Annotated in this window: 24 protein-coding genes; 19 read left to right on the plus strand and 5 right to left on the minus strand. The window is 40.1% G+C overall.

The genetic code is table 11. The features are described 5' to 3' along the window. Positions 1–139: 139 nt before the first annotated feature. Positions 140–1,129 (minus strand): TRAP transporter substrate-binding protein, encoded by a 990-nt coding sequence (locus tag ACJAZP_RS02100; protein WP_415229079.1) that lies wholly within the window; start codon positions 1,127–1,129, stop codon positions 140–142. A 329-nt stretch (positions 1,130–1,458) separates the two neighbouring features. Here ACJAZP_RS02100 and ACJAZP_RS02105 point away from each other — a divergent pair, with 329 nt between their 5' ends. The 17 genes from ACJAZP_RS02105 to ACJAZP_RS02185 all read left to right on the plus strand — a co-directional run bounded on the left by ACJAZP_RS02105 (position 1,459) and on the right by ACJAZP_RS02185 (position 20,221). After that, positions 1,459–1,977 (plus strand): TRAP transporter small permease, encoded by a 519-nt coding sequence (locus ACJAZP_RS02105; RefSeq protein ID WP_415229080.1) that lies wholly within the window; start codon positions 1,459–1,461, stop codon positions 1,975–1,977. A 14-nt stretch (positions 1,978–1,991) separates the two neighbouring features. Further along, the gene (locus ACJAZP_RS02110) at positions 1,992–3,293 is read left to right on the plus strand and encodes a TRAP transporter large permease (protein WP_415229081.1); all 1,302 of its coding nucleotides are present in this window, start codon (positions 1,992–1,994) and stop codon (positions 3,291–3,293) included. A gap of 83 nt (positions 3,294–3,376) precedes the next feature. Then, positions 3,377–5,773 carry a TIM-barrel domain-containing protein gene (locus tag ACJAZP_RS02115; RefSeq protein WP_415229082.1) on the plus strand — a complete coding sequence of 799 codons (2,397 nt, stop codon included), beginning with the start codon at positions 3,377–3,379 and terminating at the stop codon, positions 5,771–5,773. 12 nt (positions 5,774–5,785) lie between these two features. Then, positions 5,786–7,252, plus strand: a complete 1,467-nt coding sequence (locus ACJAZP_RS02120) for a mannitol dehydrogenase family protein (RefSeq protein ID WP_415229083.1) — start codon at positions 5,786–5,788, stop codon at positions 7,250–7,252. A gap of 56 nt (positions 7,253–7,308) precedes the next feature. Continuing rightward, positions 7,309–8,733, plus strand: a complete 1,425-nt coding sequence (gene uxaC / locus ACJAZP_RS02125) for a glucuronate isomerase (protein WP_415229084.1) — start codon at positions 7,309–7,311, stop codon at positions 8,731–8,733. Next, complete coding sequence (locus ACJAZP_RS02130) at positions 8,730–9,701, plus strand: sugar kinase (protein WP_415229085.1); 972 nt, start codon at positions 8,730–8,732, stop codon at positions 9,699–9,701. Before uxaC ends, ACJAZP_RS02130 begins: the two co-directional genes overlap by 4 nt. Next, the gene (locus ACJAZP_RS02135; protein WP_415229086.1) at positions 9,698–10,327 is read left to right on the plus strand and encodes a bifunctional 4-hydroxy-2-oxoglutarate aldolase/2-dehydro-3-deoxy-phosphogluconate aldolase; all 630 of its coding nucleotides are present in this window, start codon (positions 9,698–9,700) and stop codon (positions 10,325–10,327) included. The genes ACJAZP_RS02130 and ACJAZP_RS02135 overlap by 4 nt, the downstream gene beginning before the upstream one ends. A 794-nt stretch (positions 10,328–11,121) precedes the next feature. Then, a complete protein-coding gene (gene sbcB / locus ACJAZP_RS02140) occupies positions 11,122–12,582 on the plus strand; it encodes an exodeoxyribonuclease I (protein WP_415229087.1) in 1,461 nt (486 codons plus the stop codon). 84 nt (positions 12,583–12,666) lie between these two features. Further along, the gene (locus ACJAZP_RS02145) at positions 12,667–13,227 is read left to right on the plus strand and encodes a hypothetical protein (RefSeq protein WP_415229088.1); all 561 of its coding nucleotides are present in this window, start codon (positions 12,667–12,669) and stop codon (positions 13,225–13,227) included. A 215-nt stretch (positions 13,228–13,442) separates the two neighbouring features. After that, a complete protein-coding gene (cysK, locus tag ACJAZP_RS02150) occupies positions 13,443–14,414 on the plus strand; it encodes a cysteine synthase A (protein WP_415229089.1) in 972 nt (323 codons plus the stop codon). Positions 14,415–14,866: 452 nt separating this feature from the next. Next, entirely contained in the window at positions 14,867–15,124 is a 258-nt protein-coding gene (locus tag ACJAZP_RS02155) for an HPr family phosphocarrier protein (RefSeq protein WP_415229090.1), read from the plus strand. Between the two features lie 123 nt (positions 15,125–15,247). Then, entirely contained in the window at positions 15,248–16,969 is a 1,722-nt protein-coding gene (gene ptsI, locus ACJAZP_RS02160) for a phosphoenolpyruvate-protein phosphotransferase PtsI (RefSeq protein WP_415229091.1), read from the plus strand. Between the two features lie 84 nt (positions 16,970–17,053). Next, positions 17,054–17,563, plus strand: a complete 510-nt coding sequence (gene crr / locus ACJAZP_RS02165) for a PTS glucose transporter subunit IIA (protein WP_415229092.1) — start codon at positions 17,054–17,056, stop codon at positions 17,561–17,563. A gap of 116 nt (positions 17,564–17,679) precedes the next feature. Next, positions 17,680–18,030 carry an ArsC family reductase gene (locus ACJAZP_RS02170; protein WP_415229093.1) on the plus strand — a complete coding sequence of 117 codons (351 nt, stop codon included), beginning with the start codon at positions 17,680–17,682 and terminating at the stop codon, positions 18,028–18,030. 10 nt (positions 18,031–18,040) lie between these two features. Further along, positions 18,041–19,177 carry a succinyl-diaminopimelate desuccinylase gene (gene dapE / locus ACJAZP_RS02175; RefSeq protein ID WP_415229094.1) on the plus strand — a complete coding sequence of 379 codons (1,137 nt, stop codon included), beginning with the start codon at positions 18,041–18,043 and terminating at the stop codon, positions 19,175–19,177. Continuing rightward, on the plus strand, positions 19,171–19,842 hold the full coding sequence (locus ACJAZP_RS02180) for a M15 family metallopeptidase (RefSeq protein WP_415229095.1): 672 nt from the start codon (positions 19,171–19,173) through the stop codon (positions 19,840–19,842). Before dapE ends, ACJAZP_RS02180 begins: the two co-directional genes overlap by 7 nt. A 19-nt stretch (positions 19,843–19,861) precedes the next feature. Continuing rightward, positions 19,862–20,221, plus strand: coding sequence for a PilZ domain-containing protein (locus tag ACJAZP_RS02185; protein ID WP_415229096.1), 360 nt, complete (start codon positions 19,862–19,864; stop codon positions 20,219–20,221). A gap of 122 nt (positions 20,222–20,343) precedes the next feature. Here the strand turns inward: ACJAZP_RS02185 and serB are convergent, their stop codons facing one another. After that, on the minus strand, positions 20,344–21,384 hold the full coding sequence (gene serB, locus ACJAZP_RS02190) for a phosphoserine phosphatase SerB (protein WP_415229097.1): 1,041 nt from the start codon (positions 21,382–21,384) through the stop codon (positions 20,344–20,346). A 101-nt stretch (positions 21,385–21,485) separates the two neighbouring features. On the opposite strand from serB, the gene ACJAZP_RS02195 reads away from it, so the two are divergent. Next, positions 21,486–22,112, plus strand: coding sequence for an AhpA/YtjB family protein (locus ACJAZP_RS02195; RefSeq protein ID WP_415229098.1), 627 nt, complete (start codon positions 21,486–21,488; stop codon positions 22,110–22,112). Positions 22,113–22,270: 158 nt separating this feature from the next. Here ACJAZP_RS02195 and sodB read toward each other — a convergent pair whose 3' ends face one another. Continuing rightward, positions 22,271–22,852, minus strand: coding sequence for a superoxide dismutase [Fe] (gene sodB, locus ACJAZP_RS02200; RefSeq protein ID WP_415229099.1), 582 nt, complete (start codon positions 22,850–22,852; stop codon positions 22,271–22,273). 242 nt (positions 22,853–23,094) lie between these two features. Here sodB and grxD point away from each other — a divergent pair, with 242 nt between their 5' ends. After that, positions 23,095–23,433, plus strand: a complete 339-nt coding sequence (grxD, locus tag ACJAZP_RS02205; protein WP_415229100.1) for a Grx4 family monothiol glutaredoxin — start codon at positions 23,095–23,097, stop codon at positions 23,431–23,433. A 171-nt stretch (positions 23,434–23,604) separates the two neighbouring features. Here the strand turns inward: grxD and rnt are convergent, their stop codons facing one another. Both rnt and ACJAZP_RS02215 read right to left on the minus strand, forming a co-directional pair. Continuing rightward, entirely contained in the window at positions 23,605–24,228 is a 624-nt protein-coding gene (rnt, locus tag ACJAZP_RS02210; protein ID WP_415229101.1) for a ribonuclease T, read from the minus strand. 108 nt (positions 24,229–24,336) lie between these two features. After that, entirely contained in the window at positions 24,337–24,669 is a 333-nt protein-coding gene (locus tag ACJAZP_RS02215; protein ID WP_415229102.1) for a YajD family HNH nuclease, read from the minus strand. Between the last annotated feature and the right edge of the window lie 132 nt (positions 24,670–24,801).

Here is a 24,801-nt window from a genome sequence, read left to right on the forward strand (position 1 = left end):
CCTGAGGTAAATCATAGCATTTATGATTAATAGGTCAATACATTGGTTAACCAATTACTCATAAAAACTAATACACTTATGCGGGGTAATTTAATCGCCCCGTCGCTGAAAAGGGTACCTAAGTACCCTTAGCTAAAAATTAGTCGTTCGCTAAGGCATCAATACCTTGCACATATTCGCTGATATCAGGGTTATTCAATGCTTGATCATGCATCGGTTTTACAGCATCTATAAAGGGCTGTTTTTTGACCTTGACAAAGCTAACACCCATCGACGTTTTCGCTTTTTCAATACTGGTTTTGGTCATTTCTGTCCATATTTTTTTGTGATAAATCATCGAATCTTTTGCCGCTTTTTTCAGTGCTTTCTGTTGTTCGATTGGCAGTTCATCCCATACTTTAGTGCTAATAACCAACACATCAGGTATCATAGTATGCTCATCTTGACTAAAGAATTTGGCCACTTCGCCATGACGAGAGGTAGTCAATGCCATAGGATTATTTTCAGCGCCATCAACTACCCCCTGTTGTAATGCCGTATATAACTCACCATAAGAAAGAGGGGTTGCTGAGCCGCCCATCAATTTAATCATATTCACAGCAGTCGGACTTGGCTGCACACGAATCTTCATGCCTTCTAAATCTGCGGGACTGTTAATTGCCTTACCAGCATAAAAACTACGTGCTCCTCCATCATAATAGGTCAAGCCAATAAAGCCTTTATCATGCGATGAAGCCAGAATTTTTTCCCCCACTTCACTGGACATCACACGGTAGTAGTGGTCGCGATCGTGAAAGATATAAGGGACGTTAAATGCGCCATAGGCGGGCTCAAAGGACTCCAACTCACTGGCATTAGACTTTGCCATATCCAGTGCCCCATTTTGTAATAACTCCATGGACTCACGCTGCGTACCCAGTTGACCATTTGGGTAGATACGAATTTTCAACTCCCCATTAGTTAATTCCTTTACTTCATCAGCCATATATTGCATTGATTTATGTACGGGGTGATTTCTATCTTGATTATGACTGATTTTTAGCGTTGTTGAAGCAATGGCTGAAAATGATAGACCAGCAGCGAATAGGCTGGACAATATGGTGGCGACTACTTTCTTTTTAGCAAACATTAAAGACACTCCATTTTATTTACGGTAGATAAATACCAAGCTACTAGCTTGATATTTATCCGGCCAAGTTAATTACAGTTAACCTGTCATTGTTGATTAAGCGTTTTTGCCTTATTAATCTCTCTTTATTTTGCACACTGGTCAACACAAAAAAACCAATTGGTCGACCAATGTCACAGAAAAACCACTCTTATTGGCTCTACCAATTATATGTGATCTCCCGCACGTGGTTAACCAAAAAAATACTTTACAATTCTGCCATCAGCAATTCAGTCACATACGATTAACTATCACGGCTGTTATAGCGGCCAAGTCTAAAAGGAATATATATGAATCGATTTATCAAAAAATTAGACCAAATACTGTCTTTTTTTTGTGTCTCACTGAGTTGTTTTTTGGTTGTTTGTGTCGTCTGGCAGGTATTTTCTCGTTATGTATTAAATGCGCCTAGCACAGTCACCAATGAACTTGCCCGGTTTCTGTTTATCTGGGTCGGTCTAATGGGTGCAGCTTACACACTCGGTCAGAAGCGTCATTTAGCGATCGACCTATTACATATGTCGTTGGATTATAAACCTAAAAAACAAGCGGTAATACAACTATTTATCAACTTAACTAGCTTTTTCTTCACCTCTGTTATTATGATCTACGGTGGAGGTAAATTAATGCTGAGCACCTTAAGCACAGGGCAAATATCACCCACATTGGGTATAGAAATGGGATTTGTGTACGCTGCTATCCCTCTGAGCGGTATATTTATGACGCTCTACTTATGCCGAGACTTTTTAGATAATCACGTGCAATTGATCGCGTCCCCTCACCAGCCAGCAGATGGCGAAACTCTATAGTTAAGGATAATCTAATGGATTGGCTCGTAATTAGTGTTTTATTTGGCAGTTTTTTTGTTTTTTTAGGGATAGGCGTACCTATCTCCTTTGCAATTGGTGTCTCTTCACTGTTAACCATCATGCTTTCACTCCCCTTTGATGCGGCAATTACGGTGATATCGCAAAAAATGGCAACAGGGTTGGACAGTTTTGCATTGTTAGCTATCCCATTTTTTATTTTGGCCGGTAATATAATGAATCAAGGCGGCATTGCTATGCGCTTAATTGAATTTGCCAAAATTCTAGGTGGGCGTTTACCAGGTTCATTGGCACACGTTAATGTGATCGCTAATATGATGTTCGGTGCCATTTCCGGTTCCGCAGTCGCCTCAGCTGCAGCGGTTGGCGGCACTATGTCGCCGCTACAGAAAAAGGAAGGATATGATCCCTCATTTTCAGCGGCCGTTAATATTAGCTCCTGCCCAACCGGGCTACTCATTCCGCCTAGTAATACCTTTATTGTCTACTCCTTAATCTCTGGCGGCACCTCCATTGCGGCACTGTTTTTAGCGGGTTATATCCCCGGCTTAATGATGGGGCTTGGACTTATGTTGGTTGCGGGATTTATTGCTAAAAAACGCGGTTATCCGATTGCACCACGTGCCAGTAAAGCAGAAGTCATACGTAAAACCTTGGAGGCACTACCCAGCTTAGGCTTGATCATCGTTATTATGGGAGGGATTATTGCCGGCATTTTCACCGCAACGGAAGCCTCTGCCATTGCCGTTGTATATACCTTAATGCTAGCCATGGTTTTTTACCGAGAAGTATCCATCAAGCAACTGCCTAGTATCATATTAGAATCGGTACTCACCACTTCGATTGTGATGTTATTGATTGGCGCCTCTATGGGCATGTCATGGGCGATGGCCAATGCTGATATTCCTTATATGATCAGTGATGCACTAATGGCTGTCTCGGACAATCCTATCATTATTATATTGATGATTAATATCATCTTACTGGTAGTTGGCGTGTTTATGGATATGACGCCAGCACTACTAATTTTCACCCCGATTTTCCTCCCTATTGCCTTGGATCTAGGCATGGATCCGGTACATTTCGGAATTATGATGACCTTCAATTTATGTATCGGAATTTGCACCCCTCCCGTGGGCAGCGCGCTGTTTATTGGTTGCTCCGTAGCCAAAGTTAGAATCAACAAGGTTATTAGGCCTTTATTACCCTTTTATGCGGTGCTGATACTTGCGTTAATGCTGGTCACTTTTATTCCTCAACTCAGCCTCATCCTGCCACAAACCTTGCTTGGCTACTAAAGTAAGATCTTAAAGCAGTCCACAAGCACACAAAAAAATCAGTAGAAAGCTTATTTCTGCTGATTTAATAAGGATTTTCAGTTATGAAGAGCATTAAAAAATGGCGTCTTATTGGGCAACAAGATAATCGCGTTGATATTGAATGTGACGGCCGCCATATCCTACATATTTTTATTTTAGAAAAAGATATTATTCGCGTATTAGTGAAAAAGAACGGTATTTTGCGTTTAAATAAAACCTGGACTATCGCCCCCGATAAACAAGACGTGGCTTGGCAAGGCCGCGATAAACTCTCTACCGATGGTTTCTACTTGCCACAATACACACTCACTGAAAATGCCGATACACTACAAATTGAAACCGAACTGTTAAAACTCACCCTGCATGATCCTCTATGGATTGAATGGCAGCATCACGTTGATGGACAATGGCAAACCATGGCATCGGATCGTCAAACCGGTGCTTATATGCTAGGGGTTAAAGAGAATAGTGTAAGCCATTTTATGTCACGGAACCAAAATGATCAGTATTTTGGGCTGGGTGAAAAAAGCGGTAACTTGAATCGTTATGGTCGCCGTTTTGAAATGCGTAATCTCGATGCGATGGGCTATAACGCAGAAACTACCGATCCGCTTTATAAACATATCCCCTTTTATATTACTCGCCACGCAGATATCAGTTATGGTCTGTTTTATGATAATCTCGCCAGCTGCTGGTTTGATCTTGGTAATGAGTTAGACAACTACCATACTCCCTACCGTAGCTACCGCGCGGAAGACGGTGACTTAGATTATTATATGATTTATGGCCCTCAGGTGATTGATGTAACACGCCGCTATGCGCAACTCACTGGCGGTACACTATTTGGTCCAAAATGGAGCTTAGGTTATAGCGGCTCAACTATGCATTATACCGATGCGCCAAATGCACAAGAGCAGTTATTAAAGTTTGTAGAGCTGTGTAAACAACATGAGATGCCCTGTGACTCTTTCCAGCTTTCCTCTGGTTATACTTCTATTGGCGATAAACGTTATGTATTCAATTGGAACTACAATAAAGTACCCAATCCTGAGCAGATGAGTGCCAGCTTCCATAAAGCAGGGATCCACCTTGCTGCCAATATCAAACCCTGTTTATTACAAGATCATCCAAAATATCAAGAGGTTGCTGAGAAAGGTCTATTTATTCAAGATTCTGAAAACAATCAGCCAGAACGCTCGATATTTTGGGATGATGAAGGATCGCACCTGGATTTCACCAATCCTGATACCATCAACTGGTGGAAGCAAAATGTCACTGAGCAACTGTTAGAAAAAGGCATTGATTCAACATGGAATGATAACAATGAGTATGAAATCTGGGATGCCAATGCACGCTGTTATGGTTTTGGTGAAACGATCCCCATTCGTCTGATCCGCCCACTACAGCCATTACTGATGATGCGGGCTTCCTTTGAAGCGCAACAGGAATTTCAACCGAATTTACGCCCCTTTTTAATTTCCCGCTCTGGCTGCCCAGGCATGAACCGTTACGTGCAAACCTGGACAGGTGATAATCGAACCAACTGGAATACCCTGCGTTATAATATTCGTATGGGCCTCGGCATGAGTTTATCAGGTATTTTTAATGTGGGTCATGATGTTGGCGGGTTTTCTGGTCTGCGTCCTGAGCCTGAACTTTTTGTTCGCTGGGTACAAAACGGCGTGATGCACCCACGTTTTACCATTCATTCATGGAACGATGATGCTACCGTCAATGAGCCTTGGATGTATCCGGAAGTGACTCCGATGATCCGTGATGCGATAATATTACGTTACCAATTATTGCCTTACCTTTATAATCTGCTGTGGAAGGCCCATGCCGATAATCAACCTATTTTACGCCCTACATTCTTGGATCATGAAAACGATCCGCACACATTTGAAGAATCTGATGATTACCTGTTAGGCCAAGATCTTCTCGTGGCCTCAGTGGTTGAACCCGAACAACGTGAACGCTCCGTTTATCTGCCCAACAATCACCATGGCTGGTTCGATTTTTATACTCACCAATGGTATGGCGCAGGACAAACTATTAACGTTGATGCCCCCTTGGAGAAGATACCGCTTTTTATTAAAGCAGGCAGTGTGATTCCGACTAGTTCACGTATAGGTTATATCGATGTAAACCAAGACAGCCAAAGACAACTATTGATCATGCCTTTTCAAGGCTGTGGCTCAGCGACAATTAACCTCTTTGATGATGATGGCGAAAGTAATGAGTATCTAACAGATAACTACTGCAAACTAAACATCGAATTACAGTGTACGGTGCAAAGCATTAACCTCACCATTGCGCGTCAAGGTCACTGGCAACCAGCTTACCATGAGTTTGAACTTTGTCTGGCTAAGGGAGAAACACGGCAGTTAATGATCAATAGCAAACCTTATCAAACATCACAGAAACTCACTCTTGCATCGCTCCCCATTGCGACAATTTAACAGGATATTTTCATGACTCACAATATTAGCAACACAACATTAAATGCCGGCATAAGCTTGCCAACGTATGATAGAAAACGCTTAAAAGCAAAAATTGTCCACTTGGGATTTGGCGCTTTTCATCGTGCTCACCAAGCATTGATCACCAGTGAAGTGTTAGCAAAAACTTCCGCTGACTGGGGTATTTGTGAAATAAACCTATTTGGGGGGGAAGAGCTTATTACCCAATTGCGCGCTCAAGATCACCTCTATAGCGTGGCTGAAAAGGGTGCAGATACCACTACCGTAAAAATCATTGGCTCAGTGATCGAATCACTGCACCCAACATTTGATGGTCAGCAAGCGGTTCTTGAAAAAATGGCTGAAGAACAAGTGGCAATAGTCTCTATGACCATCACTGAAAAAGGCTATTGCATTGATCCTGCCACGGGATGCTTAGACAAAAATAATGCCCTGATTAAAGCCGATTTAATCACCCCAAGCGAGCCGACTTCAGCTATTGCTTACATAGTTGAAGCCCTGCGTATCAGGCGAGTACGAAATATCCAGCCGTTTACTGTGATGTCCTGCGATAACATCCAGGGAAACGGCCATGTTGCACGTGCGGCTGTGCTGGATTTTGCCAACTTGGTCGCCCCTGAACTGGCTAATTGGATTAAAACTAATGTCACCTTTCCATGCACTATGGTTGATCGTATTGTGCCAGCAGCCACAGCTGAAACATTATCTGAAATCACTGACTTACTGGGCGTGAGCGATCCTTGCGGCATTGCCTGTGAACCTTTTATCCAGTGGGTAATTGAAGATAACTTTGTTAATGGTCACCCTGATTGGAACCTGGCATGCGCAGAATTTGTGCCCGATGTTGTACCCTTTGAAGAGATGAAATTGCGCATGTTAAACGGCAGTCACTCCTTTTTAGCTTATTTGGGCTACCTAGGCGGTTATGCTCACATTTCCGATACAATGACTAATGAGCACTACCGCAAAGCCGCTTTTGATATGATGATGAAAGCGCAGGCACCAACTTTAAATATGCCTGAAGGAACTGATTTAAATACCTACGCCAAGCTACTGATTGATCGCTATAGCAACCCGAGTCTGAAACACCAAACCTGGCAAATCGCTATGGATGGTAGTCAGAAAATATCGCAACGTATGGGCGGTTCGCTGCGTTTTCATTTACAAAACGAAACAGATTATAGATGGCTGGCCATGGGGATTGCAGGTTGGATGGTTTACGTCAGTGGCGTTGATGAAAAAGGCAATGCGATTGATGTGCGGGATCCAATGAGTGAGCAGTTTAAAACTATCTACCAACAACACGGCAAAAACCGCTCGGTGGTTAAAGCACTTTTAGGTATCGAAGCTATCTTCAGCACAGATTTGATTAAAAACGATCAATTTGTTGATGAAGTAAGCAAGGCTTATGAACTCATTATCAGTAAAGGTGCACGCAACGCAGTTGCCTCACTTTAACCATTTTCCACCCCCATGAAGATAGTATTTTCAAGGGGCTATTTCTGGAGTCATTAATGAAAGATTTTTTATGTGAAGATTTTCTGCTAAGCAATGAGGTCGCACGTCGTTTATATCACGACTATGCAAAAGAGATGCCTATCTATGATTATCACTGCCATTTAAATACGCAGGAAGTCGCTCAAAACCGCCAATTCGATAACCTTGGGCAAATGTGGCTAGAAGGTGATCACTACAAATGGCGAGCTATGCGCTCGGCAGGTATCGACGAATCACTTATTACCGGTAAAAATACCTCTGATTTTGAAAAATATATGGCATGGGCCAAAACCGTTCCAAAAACACTGGGTAATCCGCTTTATCACTGGACACACCTGGAGTTACAACGTCCATTTGCAATCACGGGTAAACTGTTCAACCCGGAAACCGCTGAAGATATTTGGCACGAGTGTAATGAGAAATTAGCAACGCCGGCATTCTCCGCGCAGGGCATAATGAAGCAGATGAACGTAGTAATGGCGGGCACAACCGATGATCCTATTGATAGCCTCGAACATCACCAGAGCATTGCCAATGATCCCACTTTCGATATTGAAATTGCCCCAAGCTGGCGTCCAGATCGCGCATTCAAGATTGAGCTGGCCGGTTTTACTGAATATATGCGGCTGTTAGGTACGGTGGCAAATATTGAGATCAGTCGTTTTTCTGATCTGCTCAGCGCACTAGCGTCTCGCCTTGAACATTTTGCAAATCATGGCTGCCGCGCAGCAGATCACGGCATTGAAATTATGCGTTATAGCAGCGTGCCCTCAGAAAAAAGTCTCGATGCCATGCTTAACCGCCGTCTCAACAATGAAACCCTAACAGAACTGGAGGTTGATCAATTCAGTACTGCGGTTCAAGTATGGTTAGGGTCTCAATATGCGAAACGAGGTTGGGTCATGCAACTGCATATTGGCGCACAACGTAATAATAACACCCGTATGTTTAAGCTGATAGGCGCCGATAGTGGTTTTGACTCGATTGGCGATCGTCCTTTTGCATTACAGTTAGCGTCTTTATTAAATGCCATGGACATCAGCAATGAACTACCAAAAACGATTCTTTATTGTTTGAATCCGCGTGATAACGAAATGCTGGCCACTATGATAGGCAATTTCCAAGGCGGCGGTATTGCCGGAAAGGTGCAATTTGGCTCGGGTTGGTGGTTTAACGATCAAAAAGAAGGCATGCAACGACAACTACAGCAGTTGTCGCAGCTGGGTCTATTAAGTCAGTTTGTGGGGATGTTAACCGATTCTCGTAGCCTGTTATCATATACTCGCCATGAATATTTTCGTCGTATTATGTGCAATATGATTGGTCGATGGGTTGAAAATGGTGAAGCACCCAATGACATAATGATGCTGGGTAAACTGGTGCAAGATATCGCATTTAACAATGCAAAAACCTACTTTAAGTTACCTGGAGAGCGCGTATGAAACGTATCGCAATCATTGGCGAATGCATGATTGAGTTAAATGGCACCCCTTTCGGTGCCATGATACAAACCTACGGCGGCGACTCACTGAACACGGCAGTTTATCTATCTCGTACCGCTGGACAATCTGTTAAGATTGATTACATCAGTGCACTAGGTATGGACACTATCAGTAACGGTATGATTGCAAGCTGGCAGCAAGAAGGTATTAATACTAACTATGTACTGAGAGATTCAATTCGCCAACCCGGTTTATATTTTATCCAACTAGACGCGCAAGGAGAAAGGACGTTTTTGTATTGGCGCAATCAGTCGGCCGCCCGTTATCTTCTACAGCATAGTGAATTTTCTCTGATAGCAAATCATCTTGCAGACGTTGATATGGTTTACCTTAGCGGTATTAGCCTTGCGATTTTACCCGCAGCCGATAGGCAACAACTAATGGATCTCTTGCAAGCACTAAGAGTCAAAGGGGTCGAAATATCCTTTGATTCTAATTATCGTCCAGCGTTATGGAAAGATCCTCAAGAAGCGCGCGATTGTTACCAGCAAGTATTAAAACACACTGATCTAGCACTAGTCACCGATGATGATGAAGCGGCCCTTTGGGGAGATATTTCAACACAATATACATTGCAACGTCTGCACAATAGCGGAGTTAATAAAGTGGTATTAAAGATGGGCGCAAAAGGTTGTTTATACACAGATTTTAATACCGACACACCAGAACTGATCAGTACGCAAGCTGTCAAAAACGTTATCGATACCACCTCAGCAGGAGACGCATTTAACGCGGGGTTCCTCGCTGGTTACTTAACCCGCAAAAACTCAATAGAATCCGCGCAGCAAGGACATCAATTAGCCGGTATCGTTATCCAACACAAAGGCGCAATCATTCCCAACTCTGCGACTGAATCAATCAATTTTAATGTAACAACTAATTCGAACAATAAGGAAACAATACAATGAGTATAATATTGGAACAGCTGGCTGTAATTAAAATAATACCTGTTATCGCGCTTGAACGCGCTGAAGATATTATTCCTTTAGGCAAAGCATTAGCTGAAAATGGCTTACCAGCTGCTGAAATCACCTTCCGCTCAGATGCAGCTGCAGAAGCGATTCGATTACTGAGCAAAGCTCAACCGGATATGCTTATCGGTGCTGGCACTGTACTTAATCGTGAACAAGCTATCGCAGCAAAAGAGGCTGGTGCAACATTTGTTGTATCCCCGGGTTTTAACCCTAATACAGTAAGAGCTTGTCAAGAGTTAGGCATCGATATTGTCCCTGGCGTTAATAACCCATCAACCGTTGAAGCGGCTCTAGAAATGGGACTGACTACATTAAAATTTTTCCCAGCAGAAGCCTCCGGAGGGATTAACATGCTTAAATCCCTTCTTGCTCCCTATACGCAGATTCAAATCATGCCGACTGGTGGCATTAACAGCGCAAACATCAATGATTATCTCGCGATTGATCGTGTTATTGCTTGTGGAGGTAGCTGGATGGTTGATAAAAAACTTATTGATAATGGACAATGGGATGAAATTGGACGCTTAACCCGCGAAGCGGTTGATCTAGTCAACCAGTAACACTTATTATTTGAATCTAAGAGTCTTTCTGAAACATCTATTTCATATTAATGTTAGCGCTTTATGCATAGACTCAACCGAAATATCATGTTGGTTACATAGTTGTACTTTAAAGCATTATTATCAGGGCGCGCAATAAAAACATCTAGCACGATTAATCCTTTTGATATGTTTTTATAACCTACTTTTTGAATGAATGTAGCACATCTCTGATTATGCTTTTTCTGATAGTCAGTTAACAATATCTTCAGTTCATTCATTTTACTCTCCTTATCCATGTTTAAATACGTTGCATAGATTTAAACATGGTAAGAACAATGCTTCTGCAGTAATTTATCGCCCTGCAAGTTATTGGTTAAATCAGTGACTATTTAATGTTGTATTTGGACTACATTTTTAAAGTAGGTATTAGTCAACTCATTAGCCATTAGATGACAAAGGCTTTGGGTTATTCATGCAATTACCTATTAACACGTAATGTTCAAAATCACAGTGTTATATGGCCCAACAACTAATTTCTAGGGCTACTGTTAAACAGATAGTTAACCATCAGACAGCGCACGTCATAGCTTAATCACTTGCTCTCGCGCTTCACCTAGTCTAACCTCTTGATAACGTACAATTGGTTGATATTGAGCATTGCCAAGCCATTGAAAACGAAAATTAAAAGTAATCTCCGTATATGACTGCGCTGCAAAGCAAGACAAAAATAATACAAGCAGTGCTGAAAATTAAAACTCGACGTGTAACAATCATAAATAATAAAAATAAAAACAGTAGAAACAGGGTCTTAAATGGGTAATTCATCACAACAAACAACGCAAAAAAACACCAGTGATCAGCCAACGCTATACTGGCACGATTATGAAACTTTCGGACTTAATCCCGGAATAGATCGCCCTTCTCAATTTGCGGGTATTCGTACCGATCTCGATTTAAATATTATCTCTGAGCCTGATGAATGGTTCTGCCGCCCACCCAATGACTACCTTCCAAATCCACAAGCTTGCTTAATTACCGGAATCACACCACAACGCGCATTACAAAAAGGTCTGGTAGAAAGTGAGTTTATTGATCATATTAACCAGCAGTTCAGCCAGGCAAATACCTGTGTTGTCGGTTATAACAATATACGCTTTGATGATGAAGTGACGCGCTTTACGCTGTATCGAAATTTTCGCGATCCCTATGAGCGTGAGTGGAAAAATGGCTGCTCTCGTTGGGACATTATCGACATGGTAAGAGCTTGTTATGCTTTGCGTCCCGAGGGTATAAAATGGCCTTTGGATGAGAATGATGCGCCCTCCTTTCGTTTAGAATTGTTAACCAAAGAGAATGACCTAGCGCATCAACATGCACATGATGCGATGAGCGATGTTTATGCCACGATTGCAATTGCGAAGTTGATAAAAGAGACACATCCCAAGCTTTATGATTATTTCTTTGGCCTGCGTAAAAAACACAATGTCATGGCACAACTCAAATTGGGCAGTAATACACCCGTAGTACATATCTCAGGAATGTTTCCCGCCATTCAAGGTTGCGCATCCTACGTGATGCCGATTACACAGCATCCTACTAATAAAAATGCGGTGATCGTAGTTGATTTAAATAAAGATTTAACCGGGTTAGAAACACTTTCAGTAGAACAAATTCAAAACTACCTATATACCCCCACTATTGATTTACCGGAAGGTATTGAGCGCCCTGCTATCAAATTAATACATATTAATAAATGCCCGATCATTGCCCCGGCAAAAACCTTGACCGAGGAACGTGCAGATCAATTGGGAATTAATCGTCAGCAATGCAGGCTTTCATTAGATTTTTTAAAAACTCAGCAGGGTCTTGCAGAAAAGCTGCAGAAAGTGTTTACCCAGGATATGCCCAATTCAAAAGACAAATCAGTGGAGGAGATGTTATATAGCGGCGGATTCTTTTCTGCAAAAGACAAAGCGCAGATAGAACAGGTTTGTAACAGCAGCTGGCAGGAGTTAAGTCATAAAGAATTTAACTTTGAAGATGAGCGACTGGATATTCTGTTATGGCACTATAGAGCCAGAAATGCAGCAGATTCATTGGATTTAGCAGAGCAGGAGAGATGGGCAAGGCACCGCCAGGCTTATTTATTGGAAAATAGTCAATCATATATCGAAAAACTTGAAGCCCTGGCGCTGGAAAATCAGAGCAACCCCGCAAAAATAGAATTATTACAGCAACTATATGAATACTTGAATTATTTACACTATGAATAATCAATTGATAATCCTAAAATTAGCGAGTATTTTGATTAGTAAGCCAAGTCATATTTTAACGACTAAGAAGAGAGAGCTAACCTTGTGATAAAACCTATTATTATTTTAGCTTCTTTTCTATCAACAGGTTGCTTTGCCGACATGGTGCCGACTAATGCATTACAGATGCAATATCAGCAAAATTTCAAGCAAACAAAACAAAATCCAAGTGAATTTTATTTAAATCCTGTTTTTCAGATTCCGGAAGCAACCTACAAATATCTCGACTCTGTGTTTTCTTCTTTTTACCAAAGATTGTCTTTTAATACTTCGATAGCAAACAGTACATTTAAAAAAAATGCTTATTCTCAACTTGTTGCTATCCCAATCATTCCAACCAATGAAGACGGTTTTCAGCTGGAATTTTTTGGTAATTTTTCAAATCCGTCTTCACAGTATTTAAGTAATTTGTCGGCGGATCATCTTCTTTACAATTACCGCAACAATTCTGAAGTATTTGATATCTACAATAGCGATCTGGCACTGGGTGCCGGCATCAGTTTTAATACCGGCTCGGACAGCAAAATCAAAATTGTTTTCTCTAATAACGAGATTCCGGGTTATGGAACCAGTAAAGCATTAGTAGGTTTTGAATCTCGATTCTAACCCTTTAATATGCCAAGTAATTTAATGGGTGATTTAAAATTTCCAAAAAACATGCGGGAAGCCCCTTAACAGCTAAGTTATCGTAAAATCCTCTATGCTAGAACAAAATTTCATTTCCGCACAATCAGCAGGTTCGCTATATTGTGACTACCACTGTATTGTTGCTATATTGCTGCAATAACGTTAACAAATATTCGATAATAAAAGGGAATAACATGGCCAACATACTAAGTGACAACTCACAATCTATCGGTAATACACCTCTTGTCCGCTTAAATAACGTTACCAAAGGTAATGTTTTTGCAAAAATTGAAAGCCGCAACCCAAGCTTCAGTGTTAAATGCCGAATCGGTGCAAACATGATTTGGGACGCGGAAAAAAAAGGAACGTTAACTAAAGATATTGAACTTGTTGAGTCAACAAGTGGCAATACAGGTATTGCACTGGCATTTGTTGCCGCTGCTCGTGGTTACAAAATCACTTTAACGATGCCAAATACAATGAGTATGGAACGTCGTAAACTATTGACAGCATTAGGCGCAAATTTAGTATTAACGGATGGCGCGAAGGGTATGAAAGGTGCGATTAACAAGGCCGAAGAGATTGTCAATTCAGATCCTTCTCGATACTTGTTAGTGCAACAATTTGATAATCCCGCTAACCCTGAAATTCATGAAAAAACAACAGGCCCTGAGATTTGGAATGATACCGATGGCGAAATCGATGTGTTTGTTGCCGGTGTAGGTACTGGTGGTACAATTACCGGTGTTACCCGTTATATTAAAAAGACGCAAGGTAAAGCAATTATCAGTGTTGCTGTTGAGCCAGCAGAGTCGCCAGTGATCGCACAAACGCTCGCCGGTGAAGAAATCAAGCCTGGTCCACATAAAATTCAAGGTATTGGCGCTGGTTTTATTCCTAAAAATTTAGATCTTTCTTTAATTGATCGCGTTGAAGCGGTCAGTAATGAAGATGCAATCACAATGGCACGTCGTTTAATGGAAGAAGAAGGAATTCTAGCAGGTATTTCATCGGGTGCTGCTGTTGTTGCTGCTGCTCGTTTAGCCGAATTAGAAGAGTTTAAAGACAAAAATATTGTTGTTATTTTACCAAGTTCAGCTGAACGTTACTTATCAAGTGCACTTTTTGCAGGTGCTTTTGAAGGTGAAAATTTCGCCCATATTTAAGCCGTGTTGAAATAATAACGTCGCGAGTACATTATCTGCTCGCGATTTACAAAGCAGGCGAAGATGCAGGTAGTCGCAATAGCTTTGGTCTACCTCCTTTAAACTATTAAATATCATTTGCCAATCCCCCGCCTCTATTTAATATGAAAAATCACCAAAAAACAGAGTATGATTGAGTTATTGTCACTTCCATGCAAAAATATATTGACCTGCTCACCATTTTTGCGGAGTATCATCAACATTTTTAGAATAACCAATATCATCTGCCCGGTAAATGATGTTTTACCCTTTAATAATTCATTGGCAGACAAAAACTTGACCTAGATTAACACTCGGGTTAACTTTATTAGTTATTTTAAACAACACAAAAATACTTCTTTGTTATCACCTTACCTTATAAGTATTAAGGTGAATAAATAACGACCCATTTATTATAATATTAGGACATTACTATGTTTGAACAAAAAGTTACTATCACTGCACCAAACGGCCTTCATACTCGTCCAGCAGCACAATTTGTAAAAGAAGCCAAATCTTATGAATCAACTATTTCGGTTGAAGTTGGTGAAAAATCAGCAAGTGCGAAAAGTCTTTTTAAACTACAAACTTTAGGTTTAGTTCAAGGAACTGAAGTAAATATTAAAGCTGAAGGTAGCGACGAACAGAAAGCAGTAGAATCGTTAATTGCTCTAATGGCAACGTTGGTATAGTTTCATTGTATAATATGTAAACTTTAGGCTCTGCCACACGTGACCGTTTCAAGAATAACTATTTAATTACAACGAGTTACTAGGCAGAGTCCAGATTTTAATTAGAAATTTAAAGGATAGATTATGATATCTGGTATTCTAGCATCTCCTGGTATAACGATAGCCAAAGCATTATTATTACAAGAAGATGAAATTACCCTTAATACGGCAAAAGTGAGTGATTTTGATAAAGAGATAGCACGCTTTAAAGATGGGCGAGCAAAAACAGCAACTCAGCTTGAAATTATCAAACAAAAAGCACTCGAAACATTTGGCGAAGAAAAAGAGGCAATCTTTGAAGGTCATCTGATGTTACTTGATGATGAAGAGCTAGAAGAAGATATCGTTTCTTATATTCGTTCAAACAAATGTACCGCAGATGTTGCTATTCATTCTATTGTTGAAGAAAATGCAAACATGCTTCAACAACTAGATGATCCTTATTTACGTGAACGTGCCGCTGATTTCCGTGATATCGGTAACCGTTTACTGAAAAATGTACTTGGTATTAAAATTGTTGATTTAAGTGAGATTGCTGAAGAAGTTGTGTTAATTGCTAATGATTTAACGCCATCAGAAACAGCACAAATTAACCTCGATAAAGTACTGGGTTTTATCACTGATATCGGTGGCAGAACATCACATACTTCAATCATGGCTCGCTCCCTTGAAATTCCTGCCATCGTTGGCACAAACGGTATTACTAAGCGTGTGAAAAATGGTGATTTAATCATTTTAGATGCACTTAATAATAAGATCACTATCAACCCAACGAATGCACAAATTGAAGCGGCAAAACTTATCAAAGCAGAATTTTTGGCTGATAAAGCTGAACTTGCTAAATTGAAAGACCTTCCTGCTGTTACGCTTGATGGGCATCATGTGGAAGTTTGTGCAAATATTGGTACTGTTAAAGATACTGAAGGTGCAAAACGTAATGGTGCTGAAGGTGTTGGTCTGTACCGCACTGAATTCTTATTTATGGACCGTGACCAGTTACCCACTGAGAATGAACAGTTTTTAGCTTACAAAGACGTTGTGGAAGCAATGGATGGTCAAGCTTGTATTATTCGTACGATGGATATTGGTGGTGATAAAGATTTACCCTACCTTGATTTACCAACGGAAATGAATCCTTTCTTAGGTTGGCGTGCAATCCGCATCTGTTTTGATCGACCAGAAATAATGAACCCTCAATTACGTGCTTTATTACGTGCATCTGCATTTGGTAAAATTCGTATTATGTTCCCAATGATCATCTCGGTTGAAGAAATTCGTAAACTAAAAGATATTTTAGAAGTACTGAAAGCTGAACTTGACGATGAAGGTTTGGCTTTTGATAAAGAGATCGAAATTGGTGTGATGATCGAAACGCCTGCAGCTGCAACTATTGCGCATCACCTGATTAAAGAAGTTGAATTTTTCAGTATTGGCACAAATGATTTAACCCAATATACGCTTGCTGTAGACCGCGGTAATGAACTTATCTCTGATCTTTATAATCCGATGACACCTTCTGTATTAAGCCTCATTAAAACAGTAATTGATGCTTCTCATGCGGCCGGTAAATGGACGGGTATGTGTGGTGAGTTAGCCGGTGATGAAAAAGCCACATTATTGTTAGTTGGTATGGGTCTTGATGAGTTCTCGATGAGTGCTATCTCTATCCCAACGGTTAAGAAAATTATCCGTAATACTAATTTTTCAGACGTAAAAGCACTTGCTGATAAAGCATTATCGGTCGCAACAGCAGCTGAAATAGAAGCATTAGTTAATGAGTTTAATAAAACTAAAGGCATTAACTAAATATTTAAACGAACTACAATGTAAATAAAAACAAAAATAGTTTATTTAAAAATATAATAATTAACAATAATAGGGAGTTAAAATATGGGTTTTTTCGATTCACTGAAAAAAGCGGTTACAGGTGGCGCTCAAACTGAAGATACAATCAATCTCATCGCGCCCCTTTCCGGTGAAATTGTTGCAATTGAAGATGTGCCTGATGTTGTTTTTGCTGAAAAAATAGTAGGTGATGGTATTGCCATTCGTCCTACCGGTAATAAAATGGTTGCTCCTTGTGACGGAACCATTGGTAAAATCTTTGAAACAAACCATGCATTCTCTCTTGAGTCTGACACGGGTATTGAGCTTTTTGTGCATTTCGGTATTGATACCGTTGAGCTTAAAGGCGAAGGTTTTACACGTATTGCATCTGAAGGCCAAAAAGTAAAAATGGGTGATACTGTCATTGAGTTTGATCTTGCGTTTCTTACTGAAAATGCGAAATCAATCCTGACACCTGTTGTTATTTCAAACATGGATGAGATTAAAGAACTGCAAAAAATGTCTGGTACTGTTGTAGTTGGCGTTGATGCTGTGCTTAAAATCGTTAAATAATATAAACTTATTTTAACCTTTAAAAGAGTCGCTGATGCGACTCTTTTTGTTTCTGTGCTGATCTTATTATTATTAATTGTTACAATATTTCAACTATTATTGCTAACGAGTAAAAAATGATTACCACAGTTTATGGCATCCCCAATTGCGATAGCATTAAAAAAGCCCGAAAATGGCTTGAGCAAAATAACTTACCCTACATTTTCCATGATTATCGTAAAGACGGTTTAGATAAAGTCCTGCTTGGCTCTTTTTTAGAACATATTAAGTGGACAGATCTTATCAACAAACGCAGTACTAGCTTCAGGCAACTGACTGCTCAGCAGAAAGAAAATTTATCTGCCGAAACTGTTATCGAACTTTTTATCGCATTCCCAACATTGATCAAACGCCCTCTTCTGATCCACGATAATCACTATCAGCTTGGTTTTAACATCGACACCTACCAAACTCTATTTTCATTATAAAGGAAACACTATGTCAGACAGCCCAGTTTTGGCTCTTTTAAAAGATTTAATAAGCCGACGTTCGATTACCCCAAGCGACGAAGGATGCCAGCAGTTATTAATCTCTAGACTTGAAAAATTAGGCTTTGAGTGTGAAGTAATGGTATTCGCAGATACCACCAATTTGTGGGCACGTCGAGGAACAGAAAAACCGCTTTTTTGTTTTGCGGGACATACCGATGTGGTACCAACTGGTCCCGAAGGAAATTGGACTTATCCTCCCTTTGAGCCAACCGTTGTCGACGGTATTTTATTTGGCCGCGGCACTGCAGATATGAAAAGTGGTATTGCCGCTTTTATGATTGCTGTAGAGCAGTTCATCAAAACCCACCAGGATCATCACGGGTCCATTGCGCTGCTTATCACCAGCGATGAAGAAGGACCTTTCATCAACGGTACAGTGCGCGTGATTGATACACTTGAAGCGCGTAATGAAAAAATTGATTATTGTATTGTTGGAGAGCCTTCAAGCACAGATCATGTTGGTGATACCATTAAAAATGGCCGCAGAGGGTCATTAACGGCCGATTTAACCATTAATGGTGTGCAGGGTCACGTGGCATACCCACATATGGTCGAAAACCCGATTCATGCCTGCGTTGGGCCGCTCACTGAATTATCGCAGATGCAGTGGGATAACGGTAACGACTATTTTCCACCGACCAGTTTTCAAATCACCAATTTTAATGCCGGCACGGGTGCGAGTAATGTTGTTCCCGGAGAAGCACAGATTCAGTTTAATTTCCGCTACTCTACCGAGTTAACAGCCGAAATGATTATTGAACGCGTGGTTGCTGTGCTGCAAAAACATGAACTTCATTATCAGGTTAAATGGACCTATAACGGCTCTCCGTTTATTACCCAGCCGGGTTCATTGACTAATGCGGTAAGTGAGGCTATCTTTTCTGTGAACGGTTTAACAACTGAGCTTTCCACTAGTGGCGGCACCTCCGATGCACGTTTTATTGCACCGACAGGGGCGCAAGTTGTAGAACTCGGTCCCGGTAATAAAACCATTCACAAAGTGAATGAATCAGTGAAAATTACTGATGTTGAAGAGTTAGTCGATATTTACCGGCTCACATTGGAAAAATTATTAACATGCTAGCTGAGCAATTAACCGGTCAAGTGTTTTCTCATTTAACCCAACTTTCAAATAATATTTATGTACATAAAGAGGTTGTCGGTGCTTTTAATGGCCTGCAAATGGCAGCACAAAAAGCGGGCTTTAATCTGCAAATAGCCAGCGGATTTCGTAGTTTTGAACGGCAGCAATTAATCTGGAATAACAAGTTTTCGGACAAAACCCCGATCTTAGATAAAAATGGGGTGCCCTTAGCAGTAGAGAAACTCTCTGAGAGTGAAAAATTATTTGCCATTCTCCACTGGTCTGCTTTACCGGGTACCAGTCGCCATCATTGGGGAACCGATTTTGATTTTTTTGATCCAGATTGTCTTCCGGCAGGTAAAAACTTACAATTAACAGTGAGTGAATACAGCGAAGCAGGCTACTTTTTTGAACTCACTCAATGGCTCTCGGAGAATATGAAAAGCTTTGGATTTTATCGTCCCTACCAGAAATATAACGGTGGAGTGGCCATTGAACCTTGGCATTTAAGCTATTTTCCAATTGCTCAACAGGCAATTGATAAATTAACCTTGCCCCTTATAGAAGCAACAATTTCAGCTAATAATGTATTAGCAAAATCGCTTATATGCGAACAGTTACCTATCATATATAAGCAGTTCATCTGTAATATCGAAACACCATGATAAAGACATAAGGAATGGTATGAAAGAAAAACGGGAGTTTCCACGCATCCATCATATTGGTTATTGCATATTGAGTCGAGAAGGAGTGGCAGACTTAGAAACATGGCAGAGTGACATATTAGATATCAACGCTCAGGGGGCTTCAATTGAATGCCCTGACAATTGGCCTGGTATGCAGGATGATAACGTTCGCATGACGTTAATATTAGAAGGAGTAGATATCGAACTTAAATTGAGTGGTATTATTGTGCACCAACAACTTGGTGTTTTAGGCATTCAATTTTTGACAGTAAATTTAGACAATTTAATCCATTTGCAGCGTATCGTTGAACTTGATATAGCTGAGCAAACAAAGTCCAATCAATTACATAATGCTTAATAATTAGTACGATACCCTATTGTTTTGTTATAAATCAATAGGGTATAGACTAATCTTAATGATGTATTCAAATCTCAAACTCGACCCATCGGTTTTGATTAGCCATTAAATTGAAACTAAATTTACCAATGAGTGCAGTTATTAGCACTTAAAATACCTAATACACCATACAAATCCAGATGGTTCAGCGCTACTGCCGCTTTCTCTTGTACAATTGGTTTAGCGTGGATGGCAATGCCCATCGCCGAAGCCTGCAGCATCATTAAATCATTCGCACCATCACCAATAGCAACGGTTTGTGATAATGGAATATCGAACTGCTCCGTTAATTCAGACAGTGTCCGCGCCTTGACGCTTGCATTAACTATTTCACCAACAACTTGACCGGTTAAGTGATTATTCACAACTTCTAAGGAATTTGCGACAGCTTTATCAAAACCGTGTTCCTCTTTTAGGCGATCCGCAAAATAGTTAAATCCACCGGACGCAATAGCTACTTTCCAGCCACTTTCTTTTAGCCCCTTAATAAGTTCAAGCAAGCCCGGCATCAAGGGCATATGATCTGCAACCTCTTTTAAAACTGATACTGGTGCCCCGGATAATTTACCGACTCGTGTCCTTAAACTTTCATTAAAATCTATTTTTCCCTGCATCGCAAGCGCGGTGACTGCTGAGACCTGCTCGCCGACACCAAACAGTCGTGCAATCTCATCAATACACTCTATTTGAATCGTGGTAGAGTCCATATCCATTAATACTAAACCGGGTTGAGACCAGTCAGGGAATTTTTCCATCAACGCAAAATCCAACTTCAACGTTGCTGCGAAGTTATCTAATTTAGCCTTTAAAGATTGTGGGAAAGCATTTAAAGCAAAACGCATAACCACAATATTTTCTATTATTTCAGGTGAAAATAATTGTATCGAGTCGATTTTTTCATTTTCTAAAAGGGTAAGTAAGTTATCTAAATCCAGTGTTGTAAATTGTTTACCCATCACAATAAGCTCGGCTTTCACTGTAAAATCAGAAACGAATGCTTGTGTTAAGTTTCCTTGATGGTAAAAAAGATTTTCTAATTGACTAACTTCTTGTTTTAAACAATCTCGCCATTGAATTAGTGATTGAGAATTTGAAGGGTTGCAAAGATTTTTGATTACTTTCACTGTAAAATACCTACATCTAAAGGGTTTAAATTATGGATGACACCATAACTATTGCGATTTGGCATTGCAAGTTTTACCCGTCAGTTCTTGAGGAATAATAAATGCATAAAAAGATGTATTATCTGCTGCGGACATTGCAAATTTCAAGTTTAGTGATTATCTGTAGCGTTATTGCCTATCAGTTTATAAGCTTGCGTAATACTTCCGATGGCATTCGTTATCAGCAAACAGAAAGATTTGCATATTCATTGACAAACTTGGCAGCCTCGGAGGCTTCTCGTTATCTATCACAGCAGAAAGATAAAGATTTACAATTACTTATCAAAGAGTTAAGACATGATCCTATCGTCAGGGACGTCACAATCTACGATCAATTTGGAAAAGTGATTTTTCAATCAAAAGATGCAATTCCATTACCTCTATTGCTTAAAATAGAGTCTTCCGATAAGCAACGGTCGCAGGGGATCATTCCGCACATAGCCGAACTTTATAAAGACAATGAGAAGATTGGTTATATACGAATCTCACTTGAGCAGGAAAAAATTCTCAGCTTAATTAATGATTATCAGGAAAAAAGTTTTTCAACCATGTTGTTATTATTTGTCTTATCTTTTTTAGTCGGCACCATTATTATGGCACTGTTTTTTAAAAGAATTGAAGCATCTTATTATCGTCTGTCGGGCCTGATACCTAGATTAATTGCACAAAACCAACAAAATTTAAAATAACAGCAATCTCTTTCAATTAAATAATGATTTAGATTTATTACTTTCACCTATAAAAAAGCCCATAAAAAAACCTTAATATCACTATTAAGGTTTTTTAATATTAACAATAGCTGCTTAGCTGGACCTCTTCAGTGTTTTAAAGAGGCAGCATAAAGCGATTAAGCTAGGTTTTTAGCAACAAAATCCCAGTTAACTAATGCCCAGAAACCGTTTAAGTAGCTAGGACGCGCATTACGGTAATCGATGTAATATGCATGTTCCCATAGATCAACAGTCAGTAGAGGCGTTACTGAAGCGTCTGTTAATGGTGTAGCTGCATTTGATGTGTTAACAATATCCAGTGAACCGTCTGCTTTTTTCACTAGCCAAGTCCACGATGAACCAAAGTTGTTGACTGCTTTATCATTCCAAGCCGCTTGGAATGCTGCAAATGAACCAAAGCTTGCGTTAATTGCATCTGCAACAGCGCCAGTAGGTTCGCCACCCGCATTTGGTGCAAGACAGTTCCAGTAGAACGTATGGTTCCAAATTTGCGCCGCATTATTAAAAACAGGACCTTCAGAAGATTTAACGATCTCTTCTAATGATTTTTCAGCCAGATCAGTACCTTCAACTAGCCCATTTAATTTTAAAACATAAGTTGCGTGATGTTTGCCGTGATGGTACTCAAGAGTCTCAGCAGAAATGTGTGGTTCTAACGCATCGATTGCAAAGGGTAATCCTGGTAATTCAAAAGCCATGGTTGTAATCTCCAATTTGATGTAGTTATGAGTGATAGAATTATTGCTATCATTTTTCGATCTTAATTTCTTGTGTTTGATCTTAACTTATTGTAATCCTAACTCCTAATTTTCGACAAGAAAATGATCCATGTCAATGAAAATTTATGCTAAAGTAGATTCAATTAGTCCATATTTATAAAGCGTTTTGACTATGCTAAGGTGTGGGCACGATCCAATAACATAATTACCGGATATTAAAAATGGAAACATTAGATAAAATCAAAAGCCAAATCAGTGAAAATGCAGTATTGCTTTACATGAAAGGCTCACCAAAATTACCCAGCTGTGGTTTTTCATCTCAGGCTTCTCAAGCGTTAATGCAATGTGGTCACCCTTTTGCTTACGTAGATATTCTACAAAATCCAGATATTCGCGCAGAACTGCCACAATATGCAAACTGGCCAACCTTCCCTCAATTATGGGTTGCTGGTGAGTTGGTTGGCGGATGTGACATTATTATGGAAATGTTTCAGCAAGGTGAATTACAACCAATCATCGAGCAAGCCGTTGCGGCAACAGCAACTGCCGAGCAAGAATAAAGTCTAAATCGCGACACAAAAAAAAAGGATACTGAATGTATCCTTTTTTTTTGCCTATCCATTACCAAAAGTAATTATCCTGCTTTTCTCTTTGAAAGTCCGATGTAAAGCGATCACAACCATCCAAAAAAAATCCCAATATTTCAGCTTATTGTTTTATAATTCAACCTGTTAAACTGAAGCTATCGGCCAGCCTCCTAACGCCTTCCATTTATTGACCATATAAAAAAACAGCTCTGCGGTCACTTCCGTATCATATAAAGCCGAATGAGCCAGCTTACTGTCATAGGCGATATCAGCCTGTTGGCAGGCTTTGGCAAGAACCGTTTGTCCCAAAATCAAACCGGCCATACTGGCGGTATCAAAGCTCGCAAAAGGATGAAATGGCATACGTTTTAAGTTGAGGCGTTCAGTGGCTTTATTGATAAAACCTTGATCAAATGAGGCGTTATGGGCAACGATAATTGACCGGTTGCAGTTATTATCCTTTTGATGCTTACGCACTAATTTAAATATCTCAGTCAATGCATCCCGTTCATCCACCGCAGCACGCAGAGGATTAAAAGGGTCAATACCGGTAAAGGCTAAAGCTTTTGGATCTAAATTTGCACCTTCAAAAGGTAATACATGAAAATGAACTTTATCAGCGGCATAAAGATACCCCTGCGAATCCATCGCCGGAAAAATAGCCGCTATTTCTAAAATAGCATCGGTTTGCGCATTAAGACCAGAAGTTTCAATATCAATAATGACCGGAAAAAAGCCCCGAAAACGTTTGTCCAATAAGTTTTCCATAATTTACTCTAAGGTCTCAAGAAAAAAGGCGATTATACCGATGCAGTCTGTAAATGCGAGTTTCAATGTACGACACGGAGTAAAGTTATTTAATAAATATTATTGAGTCTATTTTTTTATTTTACTCAGTAAATCCGCAAATGGATTATAGGTGGCCCCCACGTGGTCATCATCACCCGCCTTAACGCTGCTGCCGTAGAGGTCAGCCTGAGTATATTTATCATGTTCATGGTCGTGACAATAGATACATAACAACTCCCAGTTACTGCCGTCTGCCGGATTGTTAGCATGGTCATGGTCAACATGATGGACCGTTAATTCACGCAGATTGGAATATACAAATTCACGCGCACACTTTCCACAGACCCAAGGAAATAATTTTAATGCTTTATCTCGATAATCGCTTTCTAAACTTTTATAATTACTGGGTATATAAGCCATCGCTACCTTCCGTCATTTTTGATTAATATTAATATTCTAACGTTTACGCCCTCGGTAGTGAATAGTCATTTTATAAAAATTGATGATCTTTGCAATAAGATCCACTCGACGGCAGAACTTCAGATGATTGAT

Source organism: Psychromonas sp., assembly GCF_047632955.1.
Classification (GTDB): domain Bacteria; phylum Pseudomonadota; class Gammaproteobacteria; order Enterobacterales; family Psychromonadaceae; genus Psychromonas.